General features: G+C 30.9%; 9 protein-coding genes, 1 other RNA gene, 5 pseudogenes and 1 riboswitch. Of the genes and pseudogenes, 9 read left to right on the forward strand and 6 right to left on the reverse strand.

What is annotated here, in order from left to right; translation table 11 throughout:
- Nucleotides 1-35: 35 nt before the first annotated feature.
- Nucleotides 36-392 carry a TroA family protein gene (locus tag ACZ1HD_RS06790; protein WP_472688992.1) on the reverse strand — a complete coding sequence of 119 codons (357 nt, stop codon included), beginning with the start codon at nucleotides 390-392 and terminating at the stop codon, nucleotides 36-38.
- A complete protein-coding gene (locus tag ACZ1HD_RS06795) occupies nucleotides 389-1,123 on the reverse strand; it encodes an ABC transporter substrate-binding protein (protein ID WP_472688993.1) in 735 nt (244 codons plus the stop codon). The genes ACZ1HD_RS06790 and ACZ1HD_RS06795 overlap by 4 nt, the downstream gene beginning before the upstream one ends.
- 56 nt (nucleotides 1,124-1,179) lie before the next feature.
- Nucleotides 1,180-1,377, forward strand: a riboswitch (cobalamin riboswitch).
- A gap of 84 nt (nucleotides 1,378-1,461) precedes the next feature.
- Here ACZ1HD_RS06795 and ACZ1HD_RS06800 point away from each other — a divergent pair.
- Both ACZ1HD_RS06800 and ACZ1HD_RS06805 read left to right on the forward strand, forming a co-directional pair.
- The gene (locus ACZ1HD_RS06800) at nucleotides 1,462-3,105 is read left to right on the forward strand and encodes a TonB-dependent receptor plug domain-containing protein (RefSeq protein ID WP_472688994.1); all 1,644 of its coding nucleotides are present in this window, start codon (nucleotides 1,462-1,464) and stop codon (nucleotides 3,103-3,105) included.
- The gene (locus ACZ1HD_RS06805) at nucleotides 3,083-3,400 is read left to right on the forward strand and encodes a hypothetical protein (RefSeq protein WP_472688995.1); all 318 of its coding nucleotides are present in this window, start codon (nucleotides 3,083-3,085) and stop codon (nucleotides 3,398-3,400) included. Before ACZ1HD_RS06800 ends, ACZ1HD_RS06805 begins: the two co-directional genes overlap by 23 nt.
- A gap of 68 nt (nucleotides 3,401-3,468) precedes the next feature.
- On the opposite strand, the gene ACZ1HD_RS06810 is transcribed toward ACZ1HD_RS06805, so the two are convergent.
- The 4 genes from ACZ1HD_RS06810 to ACZ1HD_RS06825 form a co-directional block, all read right to left on the reverse strand.
- Complete coding sequence (locus ACZ1HD_RS06810; protein ID WP_472688996.1) at nucleotides 3,469-3,981, reverse strand: DUF7935 family protein; 513 nt, start codon at nucleotides 3,979-3,981, stop codon at nucleotides 3,469-3,471.
- A 3-nt stretch (nucleotides 3,982-3,984) separates the two neighbouring features.
- Complete coding sequence (locus ACZ1HD_RS06815; protein WP_472688997.1) at nucleotides 3,985-4,704, reverse strand: DUF3307 domain-containing protein; 720 nt, start codon at nucleotides 4,702-4,704, stop codon at nucleotides 3,985-3,987.
- A gap of 1 nt (nucleotide 4,705) precedes the next feature.
- Nucleotides 4,706-4,921, reverse strand: a complete 216-nt coding sequence (locus tag ACZ1HD_RS06820; RefSeq protein WP_472688998.1) for a sigma factor-like helix-turn-helix DNA-binding protein — start codon at nucleotides 4,919-4,921, stop codon at nucleotides 4,706-4,708.
- Between the two features lie 68 nt (nucleotides 4,922-4,989).
- A complete protein-coding gene (locus ACZ1HD_RS06825; RefSeq protein WP_472688999.1) occupies nucleotides 4,990-5,319 on the reverse strand; it encodes a hypothetical protein in 330 nt (109 codons plus the stop codon).
- A gap of 282 nt (nucleotides 5,320-5,601) precedes the next feature.
- Here ACZ1HD_RS06825 and ACZ1HD_RS06830 point away from each other — a divergent pair.
- The 7 genes and pseudogenes from ACZ1HD_RS06830 (at nucleotide 5,602) to ACZ1HD_RS06860 (ending at nucleotide 15,369) form a co-directional block, all read left to right on the forward strand.
- Nucleotides 5,602-7,917 (forward strand): annotated as a pseudogene (locus tag ACZ1HD_RS06830) (ATP-dependent helicase).
- A 128-nt stretch (nucleotides 7,918-8,045) separates the two neighbouring features.
- Nucleotides 8,046-8,695, forward strand: a pseudogene (locus tag ACZ1HD_RS06835) (DUF4290 domain-containing protein).
- 6 nt (nucleotides 8,696-8,701) lie between these two features.
- Nucleotides 8,702-10,012: a UDP-N-acetylglucosamine 1-carboxyvinyltransferase gene (gene murA, locus ACZ1HD_RS06840; RefSeq protein ID WP_472689000.1), complete on the forward strand. Its 1,311-nt coding sequence runs from the start codon at nucleotides 8,702-8,704 to the stop codon at nucleotides 10,010-10,012.
- Nucleotides 10,013-10,113: 101 nt separating this feature from the next.
- Nucleotides 10,114-10,661, forward strand: a pseudogene (locus ACZ1HD_RS06845) (nucleotide exchange factor GrpE).
- Between the two features lie 69 nt (nucleotides 10,662-10,730).
- Nucleotides 10,731-11,869, forward strand: a pseudogene (dnaJ, locus tag ACZ1HD_RS06850) (molecular chaperone DnaJ).
- A 186-nt stretch (nucleotides 11,870-12,055) separates the two neighbouring features.
- Nucleotides 12,056-12,363, forward strand: an RNA gene (rnpB, locus tag ACZ1HD_RS06855) — RNase P RNA component class A.
- Nucleotides 12,364-12,593: 230 nt separating this feature from the next.
- A pseudogene (locus ACZ1HD_RS06860) lies at nucleotides 12,594-15,369 on the forward strand (bifunctional aconitate hydratase 2/2-methylisocitrate dehydratase).
- The last annotated feature ends 83 nt before the right edge of the window (nucleotides 15,370-15,452 follow it).

Genomic DNA, 15,452 nt, shown 5'->3' on the forward strand with positions numbered 1-15,452 from the left:
AAAAAGCTAATTTATAATCTGGTAGCAATTCCGGATTACAGATTTTTATAAGATCTTTTAACACCAAGTCTCGGTCTTGTACCTGCAAGTTCATAATAAATTACACCACCTGTTTTTCCTTTTTTTATTGTTGGAGTAAAAATTTTACCTTGCTGATAAGAATTAAACTTCGCATAAAGTTTATTACTTTTTAAAAGTTGATCTTTCGAAGTAAAATAACCAGGAGCTATCCAATAATTTGCACTTTGACCTTTATCAAAAACACTCTCGAAACTTAAGGACAAACTCCCTTTACCTTTTGTGTCTTGCCATAAGTAATTTAAATTTGCATCTCTTAAAAATTGTGCAACGTAACTTTCTCCTGCTGGTAAATTCCAAATATCTTTACTCATAATTGCACCGGACAAAACAGTAGGTTTGCTTTTTGCTGATAAAGCAATTTTTTTGCATTTAAATAATTTTTTTCGATGCTATTAAAAATACTGTCAGCCTCTTTTTCTTTATCAAATAAAACCCCAAAAAATTTAATCCATTCTGCTCTTCCTAACGGAGTTTCTTCTAGCCAATCACCATTGTAAATAACATTTATACCTGCTTTTTTTATGGTTGTTAGGCTTTTATCAGCACTAGAAACACTATAACCAACTACTAGTTCTGGTTGAAGATTAAGGAGTATTTCTGTATTTAAAGAACTTTCTTTTCCAATCTCTATAATTTTATTTTCTTCAATTAATTTTCTTGTTTTTTTTGAAGAAATATATTTTGAATAAGGAAAGCCTACAATAGATGTTTCTTCATTTAATAACTCAACCATTGGTATATGAGTTGTAGAGGTAACTACAATTTTTCGAATTGGTGTAGAGATTACAGTTCCATTTGTGGTTATCGTTTTTTTGTTTTGCTTGTTTCTTATAATATATTTAAAAACGTTATTAGAGTTTTGATATGCTGTTTTAATTATTAATTTTTTTGACCCATTTTCATTAATAATGTCAAAACCTTTAGCGTATTTAATTTTACTTTTTAGGCTATAATTGTTATCAATTTCTTTGTTGTTTTTTTGACATGATACAATTATTGATAGAAAAGTGACAAGTAATATTTTTGAGAAATTATTATTCATGAAAATTAATTTTAAGACAAGATTACAAAAATGTTTTCTAATATCAATTTATAGTCTACATTTGTGCCGATTTTGGTTTTGATGTAAAAATTGGTTTGCATCAAATTAAAAGGGAATCTAGTTAAAATCTAGAACTGTTCCCGCAACTGTAAGCTACAAAGCTTGTAACTATTCTTTTACCACTGACATTTTTTTGTTGGGAAGGTTTGTTACAAGACGCAAGTCAGGAAACCTGCCATTATCACGAGTTAAAAAAACTTTCGGGATAAAAGTTTATGTACTAATCTATTTTCGTACACAAAATTTACCTGATTTATTGTAAATCAAATTTATTAGAAATGAAAAAGCAATTTATTATTGTTGGTGCGTTGGCATGTAGTTTTGTCAGCACAAATCTTTTTGCTCAAAAACAAAAAGAAAATGTAGAAACTTTAAAAGAGGTTGTAGTTACTGCAACTAAATTTAATTTAAAAAAAGAAAATACTGGTAAGGTAATTCATAAAATTACCCAAGAAATGTTGCTTCAGAATTCAGGAAAAACGGTTGTAGAAATTTTAAATAACCTAGCTGGTATTGATGTAAAGGGAGTAAATACAAATCCATCAGAACCTAGAAGTATTAATATTAGAGGTGGTAGAGCTAGACAAGTTTTAGTTTTAATTGACGGAGTACCAGTTACAGATCAATCAGCAATTAATCAAGAATTTGATTTACGTTTATTAGCGGTTAATCAAATAGAAAGTATCGAGGTTTTAAAAGGTGCATCATCTACATTATATGGTTCTGGTGCTGCAACGGCGGTAATTAGTATTACCTTAAAAAAGGCTTCTACAGACAAAGTTTCTGGTTCTTTTAAAACAAGTTTAGGTACTAATAATACTGCAAATTCTTCTAATGGAAGTTTGTCTGATAGAAACCAAAACCTAAATGTTAACGGTACTTTAGGTAAAATTAATTTTTTAGGATCTTTTAGTTTAACAGGAGTTAACGGCATTTCATCAGCAAAAAGTAACACAAATACTGCTTTTGAAACCGATGCATTTTATTCTAAAAACGCTTTAGTAAAGTTAGGTTATAAAGTAAATGAGAAGTTAACTTTAGAGACTTTTTTAAATTATGATGAATTTGATTATGATTTCGATGCTGGTGCTTTTGCTGATAGTAAAGTTAATATTGGTAGTCAAGAGCAGTTTAGAGTTGGTTTTAAGCCAACATATACTTATAATAAAGGACAACTTTATTTATTAGCTTCTGCAAATGTGGTAGAAAGAGGTTTAAGTCAGTTTAATTCTTTTGCGGGTGTTTTACAAGATTATGAATTTGTAGGTAGAAGTGTAAATGTAGATTTAGTAAATAGATATGAGTTTACAGAGCAATTACAATTAATTACAGGTTTAAATTATCAAATTCATAGTAACAATACAATTACTCCTTTTGGTAAGATAGAAAAAGGATTGGCTAATTTTAATACGGTAGATCCTTATGCGAGTTTAGTTTATATTTCTGATTTTGGTGTAAGCGTAAATGTTGGTGGTCGTTTAAATATACATAATGTTTATGGCAACCATTTTGTTTATGACGCAAATTTAGCTTACGCACTTTTAAATACTAATGATACAGCTTTAAAGCTATTTACTTCTTATAGTACTGCATTTATAGCACCAAGTTTGTATCAATTATACGATGGTTTTTCTGGTAATATTGATTTAAACCCTGAATCTAACAAAACGTTTGAAGCTGGTTTTGATTTAAACTTTAAAGATTGGTTGCAATTAGAAACAGTTTACTTTAATAGAAAAGAAACAGATGCTATTATTTATGATGCTTCTACGTTTAAATATGGTAATGGTTCTTCTGATGCAAAAGGATTTGAAGTAAGTGCTAAAGTAGTACCAACTTCATTTTTAGCAATAAATGCATCATTTACTTATACGGATAGAGATGTAACCGAAGATTTTAATGATTACATTCCGAGAAAATAAGTTGGTTGCTGGTTTAGATATTACTCCGTTTGAAAATGCATTTTTTAATTTTACTTATAGAAATGTAGGTGAAAGAACAATTTTTGATAGATATGGTTCTTTTGGTACAGCAGGTAAAGATGTTGTATTAGAAAACTACCAAGTATTAGATTTTATGACGAATTATAAAGTTTTAGGAGATACAGTTACATTTTTTGCGGCAGTAACAAATCTTTTAAATGAAGATTATGATGATGTGTTTGGATATGCTACCGGAGGAAGAAATTATAAACTAGGAGTTCGATTACAATTCTAAGAGGAAGGTTTCAAAAAAAGAAAAAGTAAAAACTCCGTTTGTTACGTATGTAATAAACGGAGTTTTTTTTACAATAATATTTTAACTTCTTTCTTAATAAATTCGATGGCAGTTTCTGTTGGCGGAGTAGTAGTACTATAGTCTGTAAAAATAATTTCTCGAAGTTCGTTTGCAGATTTGGCTTGTTCTGCAACTTGTTTATATTTGTTTATTACAGCATTTTTTGCAGCGTAAACAGCTGTCCAAGTTTCATTTTGCACATAAATTTGTTGCACTAAATTATGGTCAAATTCTTGCTCTATATTTGCTATCAATAATTGTAAATAATCTTGCGTGTTTGTAGATATTGGCGGAATCCTCATAAGCATTTTTACAGGGTTTATTCTATCGCAATACAGCATTAAACGTTCGTAAGCTTGTAATTTAATAGGTAATGACTCCTTTTTTTGTTGTGCTAAAAGTTCGAGTTTTTTTTCAGAAATTTTATTTGCAATAAAGCCATTAAACATATAATAAGCAACAAAACCTGTAACTACTGCAGGCAATACATAAGCAACGCTTTCTATAAATTTATCTTCCATTAATTATGTTGTGTTTAGTAAGCACGAATATAAGATTCCTATTATAATAGCAAGTCCAAAACTTAATAAAGTACCAATTAAAATATATTCGGTTAATTTTCTGTCTTTAGAAGAGGTTAGATCACCAAATCTAAAAACAGATTTAGCTGCTACTAAAAAACCAATAGCTTCCCAATGATTTGTTACAATAAAAGTAAAAACAAAAAGACGTTCTAAAATACCAATATATCTACCAGCTTTTGCCAAAGAATCATCATTATTTGTTTTTGATTCTGGATTCCATTGTGTTATAAAAACTTTAATAATGATGCCAGATACACTTGTGACTAACAGTAATGCAACTATTAATAGCAAATTTTGTTGTGTAAATATATTTGCTAATTCTATATGTAAACCTTGGTAGATAGAAGTTGTGATTATCAATACAATTATATGCAGTAATTGATCTATAAAAAACCAATTTCTTTTAGTTTTATCATTCTGAAAATATAGTTTTATAACATCAATTAAAAAATGTGTTGTTATTACTACTAGAATACCAAGCCAATATATATTCAATTTAAATTCAAGAAGAATTAATAGTAAAATGGCGTGTATGCCAATATGTAGATATAACTTAGAAGACTTTAACTTGTTTTCTTCTTTGTTTTTTACCCATTTGTTAGATTGCAAAACAAAATCACCTAAAATATGAGCCAATAAAAGTTTTAAAAATAAAAGCATATTAATTGTTTATTTTTTGTGCTATTAAATTCATAAAAAGATTGTTTAGTTTTAATACAGGCTCTAAACCAGCTCTTTTTTGTCTTTCACTAACCCTGCCTTGTGTAATACTAAGCATTTTTGCAATTTCTTTTTGAGTTATTTCAGGATTTTCTAAAACGATTTTAAATACTTCAGCAGAATTTACAGACCAAGAATCTATAGTTAATAATGCCAAATCAAAAGCAATATTAAAGGTTTTATCTATTTCTTGCCATGGTGTTTTTATCGCTAAACTTTGTTTTTTTAAATAGTTATCAAAAGCAAAACCGAATTTATAAAAGCTTCTCCGTTTGCTTCTGTAATCTTATCAGCATTGTATTCCTTTTTACCAATTCCTATACCAATTCTAACATCTATATTTGCTATACTTTTTAGTGCCGATTTTATTTTTAAAGCAACAAAAAAGGCTTCTTCGGGTTTTTTAACTTCTACTTGAAAACTGTCGCCTCTATAGATTTGCCAGTATTTTGGTGATTCGCCAAAATTGACTAAAATTTCTTTTAGAGATTTTAGCCAATCGATATTGGTTGTTTTTCTAGAGTTGATAATGTCTCCGGTTAAAATACTAGTCATATATTTGCAAATAAATTTAAGTAAATATACTAAAATTTAATAGTAATAAATTATTTTTATCTGTTTTAAAGCAGATATTGTAGTTTATCTGTCTATTTGCAGATATTTAATTTTATCTGTTTCATGCTATTAAAGTTGATAAAACTTAATTGTTTGCTAAAATTATAAAAAATTAGAAATTATAAATGTGGAATAATTTGTGAATAAATAATAGTATTCATTTCATAAAATCACAATTAGTTTCGTTAATTTTAACGCTTAAATACTTCAAAAAAATATCTCTTGAATAATTACTTAGAATCTTTAAATGAGCCGCAAAGGCAAGCTGTTATACAAAAGGATGGACCAATGATAATTATTGCTGGTGCCGGTTCCGGTAAAACACGTGTATTAACCTATAGAATTGCTCATTTAATGAAGCAGGGTGTAGATTCTTTTAATATTTTGTCTTTAACCTTTACCAATAAAGCTGCAAAAGAAATGAAAGCTAGAATTGCTTCTGTGGTAGGACAAAGTGAGGCAAAAAACCTTTGGATGGGAACTTTTCACTCCGTTTTTGCAAGAATTTTACGTTCAGAAGCAGATAAACTTGGTTTTCCAACTAATTTTACAATTTACGATACACAAGATTCTGTTAGGTTAATAAGTGCCATTATTAAAGAAATGGGCTTAGACAAAGAACGTTATAAGGCAAAACAGATTTTAGGAAGAATCTCTTCATTTAAAAATAGTTTAATAACCGTTAGAGCATATTTTAATAATTCTGATTTGCAAGAAGCAGACATGCATGCAAGCAGACCAAAAGTAGGTGATATTTATAAAGCATATGTAGATAGATGTTTTAAAGCTGGCGCAATGGATTTTGATGATTTGTTGTTAAGAACCAATGAGTTGTTAGCGCGTTTTCCAGAAGTTTTAGCAAAATACCAAGACAGATTTCGATACATAATGGTAGATGAGTATCAAGATACAAACCATTCTCAATACATTATTGTTCGTGCTTTGGCAGATAAATTTGGTAACATTTGTGTGGTAGGAGACGACTCGCAAAGTATTTATAGTTTTAGGGAGCAAATATTCAGAATATTTTAAATTTTCAAAAAGATTATCCGAAGTTAAAACATTTAAATTAGAGCAAAATTATCGTTCTACAAGCAATATTGTAAATGCAGCAAATTCTGTAATCGAAAAAAATAAAACAAAGTTAGATAAAGAAGTTTGGACCTCTAACGACGCCGGAGACGCAATTAACGTAATGCGCACAATATCCGACGGAGAAGAAGGTAGGTTTGTTGCTCAATCTATTTGGGAAAACCAAATGAATCATCAGCTTAAACCTAGCGATTTTTGCGTTTTATATAGAACAAACTCACAATCTAGAGCAATAGAAGACGCCTTACGTAAAAAAAATATTGATTATAAAATTTACGGAGGAATCTCTTTTTACCAAAGAAAAGAGATTAAAGATATTCTATCTTATTTACGTATTTTAATCAATCCTAATGATGAAGAAGCCTTAAAAAGAATTATAAATTATCCTGCAAGAGGTATTGGTGCAACAACAATAGATAAACTAACAATCGCAGCAAATCATTACAAAAAATCTATTTTCGATATTATAAAATATATAGATAAAATAGATCTTAAAATAAATTCGGAACAAAGAATAAGCTTCAGAATTTTATGAACATGATGCTACGCTTTCAAATAGAAGCTAAAACTAAAAATGCTTTTGAAATTGCAGAAACTGTTGTAAAACAGACGCAATTAATTAAAGATTTAGAAAAAGACGGTACACCGAAGCTGTAAGTAAAGTAGAAAATGTACAAGAACTTTTAAACGGAATTAAAGATTTTATTACTGATAAAATTGAAGAAGGACAAGACGCATCTTTAACTACTTTTTTAGAGGATGTTGCGTTGGCTACAGATTTTGATTCAGAAAAAAATGATGACAAACCAACCGTTTCTTTAATGACAATTCACCAATCTAAAGGATTGGAATATTTGTATGTTTATGTTGTAGGATTAGAAGAAAATTTATTTCCGTCTGCAATGAGTATGAATACCGAAGCGAGTTAGAAGAAGAGCGCAGGTTGTTTTATGTAGCATTAACTAGAGCAGAAAAAGTAGCCTATTTAACGTATGCTCAAACTCGATACAGATGGGGAAAGTTAGTAGATGCAGAACCAAGTAGGTTTTTAGAAGAAATAGACGATCAATATTTAAATTACATAACACCAAAAAGTCCGAGTCCGGCAGTAAATAACTTTTTAGACAAAAGTATTTTTGATGATGCGCCAAAAGGAATTCGTTTTCAGAAACCAATTCAAAGAAAAAAATGGAGCGAGATTTGGCAAAGAAAAAAGAAATAGCAATACCCAAAAACTTAAAAAAAGTTTCAAATGTTTCTCCTAAAATGAATCTTTTTGATGGAGAAATATCAAAAGGAAATATTGTAGAACACAATAGATTTGGTAAAGGAACAGTTATAGGTATAGAAGGTAAAGGACCCGATAAAAAAGCAGAAATTCAGTTTGCTACCGCAGGTAAAAAGAAATTACTATTACAATTTGCTAAATTAAAAGTGATTGGGTAAAAAACTAAAAATAAATTGCTATTTTGCAACTTTAAAAAACTACAAAATATAACTTGTCAGTTCTAGTGTTTTCTTTTGATAAAATGATAAAGGAAAATGTATCGAGAACACTTCTCAAAAAAATATAAATGACATTCGATTTAGAGTACAATTCAGGAAGACCGTTAATGATTATACCAGAATACGGCAGACATATACAAAAATTAGTAGACCATTGTGTTGCTTTAGAAACTAAAGAAGAAAGAGACAAAATGGCCAAAGCAATTGTAGATGTAATGGGTAATTTACAGCCTCATTTACGCGATGTGCCGGATTTTAAGCACAAACTTTGGGATCAATTGTATATTATGGCTGATTTTAAATTAGATGTAGAATCTCCTTATCCGCAGCCTTCTAAAGAAGAACTTAGAGAGAAACCAGAAGGTTTGGCATATCCAAAATCAGCATCTAGATATCGTTATTATGGTAATAACATACAAACCATGATAGATGTTGCTTTAAGTTGGGAAGAAGGAGAAAAAAGGAGGCATTAGTTTATACAATTGCCAATCACATGAAAAAATGTTATCTAAACTGGAACAAAGATACGGTAGACGATAAAGTTATTTTTAAACATTTATTCGATTTATCAGACGGTAAAATAGATCTAAGAGAAACAACAGAACCACTTTCAGAAAGTAAAAACTTACTTAGAAAAAGAAACTCTCAAGGTCAGAATAATTCGAAGAGTAATTACAAGAAGCAACACAATAATCAACATAAAAATAGAAAAAGATAAACGTTTATGGCATCATTTAAAATTGAAGGCGGACATAAATTAAACGGAACAATTACACCTCAAGGAGCAAAGAATGAAGTTTTACAAATACTTTGTGCTGTTTTATTAACTCCGGATAGAGTAGTAGTAAACAACGTTCCTGATATTATTGATGTAAATAAACTAATTTTTATTTTAGGAGAATTAGGTGTAAAAGTAGAGAAGTTAAGTAGTAATGCTTATGCTTTTCAAGCTGATGATATTAATTTAGAGTATTTAGAATCGGCAGACTTTAAAAGAGACGGAAGTTCTTTAAGAGGTTCTATTATGATTGTTGGACCGTTATTAGCTAGATTTGGTAAAGGTTATATTCCTAGACCTGGTGGCGATAAAATTGGTAGAAGAAGATTAGATACACATTTTGAAGGTTTTATTAGATTAGGCGCAAAATTTAGATATAATAAAGAAGAATACTTTTACGGAGTAGAAGCCGATGAACTTCAAGGAACAGAAATGTTGTTAGACGAAGCTTCTGTAACTGGTACAGCAAATATCTTGATGGCTGCAGTATTAGCAAAAGGAGAAACTAAAATTTACAACGCTGCTTGTGAACCTTATATTCAACAATTATCTAAAATGTTGAATGCGATGGGCGCAAAAATATCAGGTGTTGGTTCTAACTTGTTAGTAATTGAAGGTGTAGAGTCTTTAGGAGGTTGCGAGCATACGGTTTTACCAGATATGATAGAAATTGGTTCTTGGATTGGTGTCGCGGTTATGACAAGATCAGAATTAACAATTAAAAATGTTAGCTGGAAAGATTTAGGACAAATACCTAGCGTTTTTAGAAAATTAGGAATCACTCTAGAGAAAAAAGGAGATGATATTTATATACCCGAACAAAAATCATACGAAATTCAGAATTATATAGATGGTTCTGTGTTAACAGTTGCAGATGCACCTTGGCCTGGTTTTACTCCAGATCTACTAAGTATTGTTTTGGTTATTGCTACACAAGCAAAAGGAACTGTTTTAATACATCAAAAGATGTTCGAAAGTCGTTTGTTTTTTGTAGATAAATTGATAGACATGGGCGCAAAAGTTATTTTATGTGATCCGCATAGAGCAACAGTAATTGGGCACAATTTCGAGAGTCAATTAAAAGCAACAAAAATGACTTCGCCAGATATTAGAGCAGGTATTTCTTTATTAATTGCAGCACTTTCTGCAAAAGGAACATCAATAATTAATAACATCGAACAAATAGATCGAGGTTATGAAAATATAGAAGCTAGACTTAAATCTATTGGAGCGAAAATTGAAAGAATAGAAGATTAATTTTAAGTATATAAAATGAAAATAGTGTCAGTTTGACACTATTTTTTTTGTTGGCAACATTTTTGCCATTAAGTAGTAGACAATTAAATGATTACAAAGAAATGAGTAAGAAAGAAAATATAAAGGAAGAAGAACTTAAAAACGAACAAAGTACTTCTCAAGTTGAAGAAAATCAAGAGATTGAAGCAGATGTTGCTAAAGAAGAGCCTACAGCAGAAGAGTTAATTCAAGCTGAAAAAGATAAGTTTTTACGCTTATTTGCAGAGTTTGAAAACTACAAAAAAGAACATCGAGAGAAAGAATAGAGTTATTTAAAACTGCAGGACAAGAATTAATGACATCTTTACTGCCAATTATTGATGATTTTGAGCGAGCACTGACACATATTGAAGAAGATAAAGAAGCAGAAGAATTAAGAAAAGGTGTATTGTTAATTTATCAAAAATTCTACAACACTTTAGAGCAAAAAGGTTTATCAAAAGTAGAAACAAAAGCTGGCGATACTTTTGATGCTGAAATTCATGAAGCAATTACTCAAATACCTGCACCATCAGAAGATTTAAAAGGTAAAGTAATTGATTGTGTAGAAAAAGGATACAAATTAGGAGATAAAATTATTCGATACCCAAAAGTGGTAATCGGACAGTAAATAATTACAATTAACAATGCACAATTACCATTGATCATTGATTACTGTTAATTGATAATTGAAATAAAAATGGCAAAACAAGATTTTTACGAAATATTAGGTATTTCTAAATCTGCAACTCAGGCAGAAATTAAGAAGGCTTATAGAAAAATGGCTATAAAATATCATCCAGATAAAAACCCTGATGATAAAACCGCAGAAGAAAATTTTAAAAAAGCTGCAGAAGCTTATGAAGTTTTAAGTGACGAAAACAAAAAAGCAAGATACGATCAATACGGTCATGCTGCTTTTGATGGTCCTCAAGGCGGAGGCGGTTTTGGTGGCGGTGGTATGAATATGGATGACATATTTAGTCAATTCGGAGACATCTTTGGCGGTGGCGGTTTCGGCGGCGGCTTTGGTGGTGGTTTTGGCGGTGGCGGTGGTCAACGTCAAGCTAGAGTTAAAGGAAGTAACATGAGAATTCGTGTAAAATTAACTTTAGAAGAAATTGCAAAAGGAGTAGAGAAAAAAGTAAAAGTAAAACGTAAAGTTCAAGCAGACGGTGTTAAGTACAAAACTTGTACAACTTGTAATGGTTCCAGGCAACAAATGCGTGTTACGAACACAATATTAGGTAGAATGCAAACTGCAACTACTTGTGGTACTTGTTCGGTGCAGGAGAAATTATTAGTAGCAAACCAAACGGAGCAGACGCGCAAGGTTTAATTGTTGCAGAAGAAACAGTTTCTATAAATATACCAGCAGGTGTTACAGAAGGAGTTCAATTAAAAGTAGGAGGTAAAGGAAACGAAGCTCCTGGTAAAAATTCTATCGCAGGAGATTTATTAGTTTTAATCGAAGAAATACAACATGATTCTTTAAAAAGAGAAGGAACAAATATTCATTACGATTTGTATGTAAACTTTTCTGAAGCAGTTTTAGGTACAAGTAAAGAGGTAGAAACTGTAACTGGTAAAGTAAAAATTAAAATTGATGCAGGTACACAATCCGGAAAAATTTTAAGATTAAAAGGAAAAGGTTTACCTAGTATCGAAAGATACGGCACAGGAGATTTTTTAATCCATATTAATGTTTGGACACCGCAAGAATTAAACAAAGAACAAAAGCAGTTTTTCGATAAAATGATGAACGATGATAACTTTGTTCCTGCGCCAAATAAATCTGATAAATCATTTTTTGAGAAAGTTAAAGATATGTTTTCGTAGACATATGTTAAAAAAATCAGTAAAAAAATGAATATTAAATAAAAAGGATACTTTTTTTACTAGATTTAATATATATTTGCAGTGTTGTTGGTTCGCCAACAACACTTTTTCTTTTTCATAGCAATTTTTCCCACTCAATTTATTGAGTGGGTTTTTTTATCAAATAGAAATCGTACAATATAATTTAAAGCAGGCTTATCTTATCGTCTTAATTTAATTAAGAAGGAAAGTCCGGACACCAAAGAGTATCATAGCGGATAACATCCGTCCAGCGTAAGTTGAGGACAAGTGCAACAGAAAGCAAGTACAGTTCGGCTGTAGTGAAACCAGGTAAACTCTATGAGGTGCAATGTCATGTATATTAGAACTTGAGAGCTACTCGCTCGATTCTAAAGGGTAGACAGATTGATTCTAAGAGTAATTTTAGAACTAGATAAATGATAAGAGCCTTATTTTATAAGGAACAGAATTCGGCTTATTAGCCTGCTTTTTTTAATTGATTACGATATCCTTAATAAAAAACAGATTATCTTCTTTTTTATTGAATAATATTCAGCTATTTAGAAATTTGCCTTTTTTTATTTATTAATTATTGCAATCGGTTATTTATCTTTTAAAATTAATATAAAAAATGTAAGTTTGCGAGAATAAATTTTAAAGAGTTTAAAACTTAATTTTTTAAAATTTTTAACAAAAGACTTATCAGTAATAAAAGATTTCTTTCATGAGTATTTATAAAGATTACCTAAAACAGATTGAAGAACGAAAAACGAAAGGACTTCATCCACAACCAATTGATGGTGCAGATTTATTAAGCGCAATTATTGAGCAAATTAAAGATACAGAAAATGAGTATAGAGAACAATCTCTAAACTTTTTTATCTATAACGTTTTACCGGGTACAACAAGTGCAGCCGTTGTAAAAGCTAAGTTTTTAAAAGAGATTATTTTAGGTGAATCTATTGTTCCAGAAATTTCTACAGATTTCGCTTTCGAGCAATTATCGCACATGAAAGGTGGGCCATCGGTTAAAGTATTACTTGATTTAGCTTTAGGAGTTGATGAAGTAACAGCGAGTAAAGCTGCAAAAGTATTAAAAACTCAAGTATTTTTATATGAAGCAGACACAGATCGTTTAGAAGAAGCTTTTAATAACGGAAGTTCTATCGCTAAAGATATTATTGAAAGTTATGCCCAAGCAGAATTCTTTACAAAGCTGCCGAGAAATAGAAGAAGAAATAGAAGTAGTTACTTACATCGCTGGTGTAGGTGATATATCTACAGATTTATTATCTCCGGGAGGTGATGCACATTCACGTTCTGATCGTGAGTTACATGGGCAATGTATGTTTGAACATAACAAAGACATGCAAAATGAATTATTAGCTTTAAAGGAACAGCATCCTGATAAACGTGTAATGTTAATTGCAGAAAAAGGAACTATGGGAGTTGGATCTTCTAGAATGTCCGGTGTAAATAACGTTGCATTATGGACAGGTATTCCTTCAAGTCCATATGTACCTTTTATAAACATTGCACCAGTAATTGCTGGTACAAATGGTATTGCTCCGATTTTTTTAACAACGGTTGGCGTAACAGGAGGTATCGGTTTAGATCTTAAAAATTGGGTAATTCAAAAAGATGAAGAAGGTAATACTATTGTAGATGAAGATGGAGAACCAGTCTTAAAACAAATGTATTCTGTAGAAACAGGTACTGTTTTAACGATCAATACAAAAGAAAAAAAATTATACCACGGTAAAACAGAATTAAAAGATATTTCTGCAGCTTTTACTCCGCAAAAAATGGAGTTTATGAAAGCAGGTGGTTCTTACGCTGTTGTTTTCGGTAAAAAATTACAAACATTTGCTTGTAAAACTTTAGGAATTGAAGTGCCACAAGTATATGCACCTTCAAAAGAAGTATCTATAGAGGGTCAAGGTTTAACAGCTGTTGAGAAAATATTTAATAAAAATGCAGTAGGTACATCAGGAGCTACATTACACGCAGGTTCTTATGTTCGTGCAGAGGTAAACATTGTAGGTTCGCAAGATACTACAGGTTTAATGACGTCTCAAGAATTAGAAATGATGGCTGCAACAGTTATCTCTCCAATTGTTGACGGTGCTTACCAATCTGGTTGTCATACAGCATCAGTTTGGGATGATAAATCTAAAGCTAACATACCGAGATTAATGAGCTTTATGAACGATTTTGGTTTAATTACTGGTCGTGACCCTAAAGGAAAATATTTCCCAATGACGGATGTTATTCATAAAGTATTGAACGATATTACTGTTGGTGATTGGGACATCATTATTGGTGGAGATTCGCACACACGTATGTCTAAAGGTGTTGCTTTTGGAGCAGATTCAGGAACTGTAGCTTTAGCATTAGCAACAGGTGAGGCATCAATGCCAATTCCAGAGTCAGTTAAAGTAACCTTTAAAGGACAAATGAAATCTTATATGGATTTTCGTGATGTTGTGCACGCAACACAGCAACAAATGTTAAAACAATTTGGAGGTGAAAACGTTTTTCAAGGTCGTGTAATCGAGGTACATATTGGTACTTTAACGGCAGATGAAGCATTTACATTTACAGATTGGACAGCAGAAATGAAAGCTAAAGCATCTATCTGTATTTCAGAAGATGATACTTTAATAGAGTCATTAGAAATTGCTAAAGGTCGTATTCAGATTATGATTGATAAAGGAATGGATAATGATAAGCAAGTGCTGAAAGGTCTTGTAGAAAAAGCAGAAACTAGAATCACAGAGCTTAAAACAGGTATTAAGCCTTCTTTAAGACCAGATGCAGATGCTGTTTATCATGCAGAAGTTATTATTGATTTGGATGAAATTGCAGAACCAATGATTGCAGATCCAGATGTAAATAATGATGATGTTTCAAAACGTTATACACACGATAACATCAGACCATTATCATATTACGGAGGAACTAAAAAAGTAGATTTAGGTTTCGTAGGATCATGTATGGTTCATAAAGGAGACATGAAAATTTTAGCTCAAATGCTTAAAAATGTCGAAGCTCAAAATGGGAAAGTAGAATTTAAAGCACCTTTGGTTGTAGCACCACCAACATATAATATTGTTGATGAGCTTAAAGAAGAAGGAGATTGGGAAGTATTACAAAAATACTCAGGATTTGAATTTGACGATAGCGCACCAAAAGGATTAGCACGTACAAAGTACGAAAACCTGCTATACCTAGAGCGTCCAGGTTGTAACCTATGTATGGGTAACCAAGAAAAAGCAGAACCAGGAGATACTGTAATGGCAACATCTACACGTTTGTTTCAAGGAAGAGTTGTAAAAGATTCTCGTGAGAAAAAAGGAGAATCTTTATTATCATCTACACCCGTAGTTGTTTTATCAACAATTTTAGGAAGAACACCAACTATGGCAGAATATGAAGCTGCTGTTGACGGTATTGTTTTAACTAAATTTAAGCCTTCACAAAAACAATTAGTTAGATAATTAAAAATCTATATAAATAGAAAATCCTGAGTTTTTAAACTCAGGATTTTTTTGTTTATATCTAAAATGAGTATCAAATTTTT

The sequence above is a fragment of the Polaribacter sp. HA6-7 genome (assembly GCF_055693625.1).

Coding starts and splice junctions, on each gene's coding strand:
- ACZ1HD_RS06790 (WP_472688992.1), bottom strand. CDS start 392: ATGAGTAAAGATATTTGGAATTTACCAGCAGGAGAAAGTTACGTTGCA.
- ACZ1HD_RS06795 (WP_472688993.1), bottom strand. CDS start 1,123: ATGAATAATAATTTCTCAAAAATATTACTTGTCACTTTTCTATCAATA.
- ACZ1HD_RS06800 (WP_472688994.1), top strand. CDS start 1,462: ATGAAAAAGCAATTTATTATTGTTGGTGCGTTGGCATGTAGTTTTGTC.
- ACZ1HD_RS06805 (WP_472688995.1), top strand. CDS start 3,083: ATGATTACATTCCGAGAAAATAAGTTGGTTGCTGGTTTAGATATTACT.
- ACZ1HD_RS06810 (WP_472688996.1), bottom strand. CDS start 3,981: ATGGAAGATAAATTTATAGAAAGCGTTGCTTATGTATTGCCTGCAGTA.
- ACZ1HD_RS06815 (WP_472688997.1), bottom strand. CDS start 4,704: ATGCTTTTATTTTTAAAACTTTTATTGGCTCATATTTTAGGTGATTTT.
- ACZ1HD_RS06825 (WP_472688999.1), bottom strand. CDS start 5,319: ATGACTAGTATTTTAACCGGAGACATTATCAACTCTAGAAAAACAACC.
- murA (WP_472689000.1), top strand. CDS start 8,702: ATGGCATCATTTAAAATTGAAGGCGGACATAAATTAAACGGAACAATT.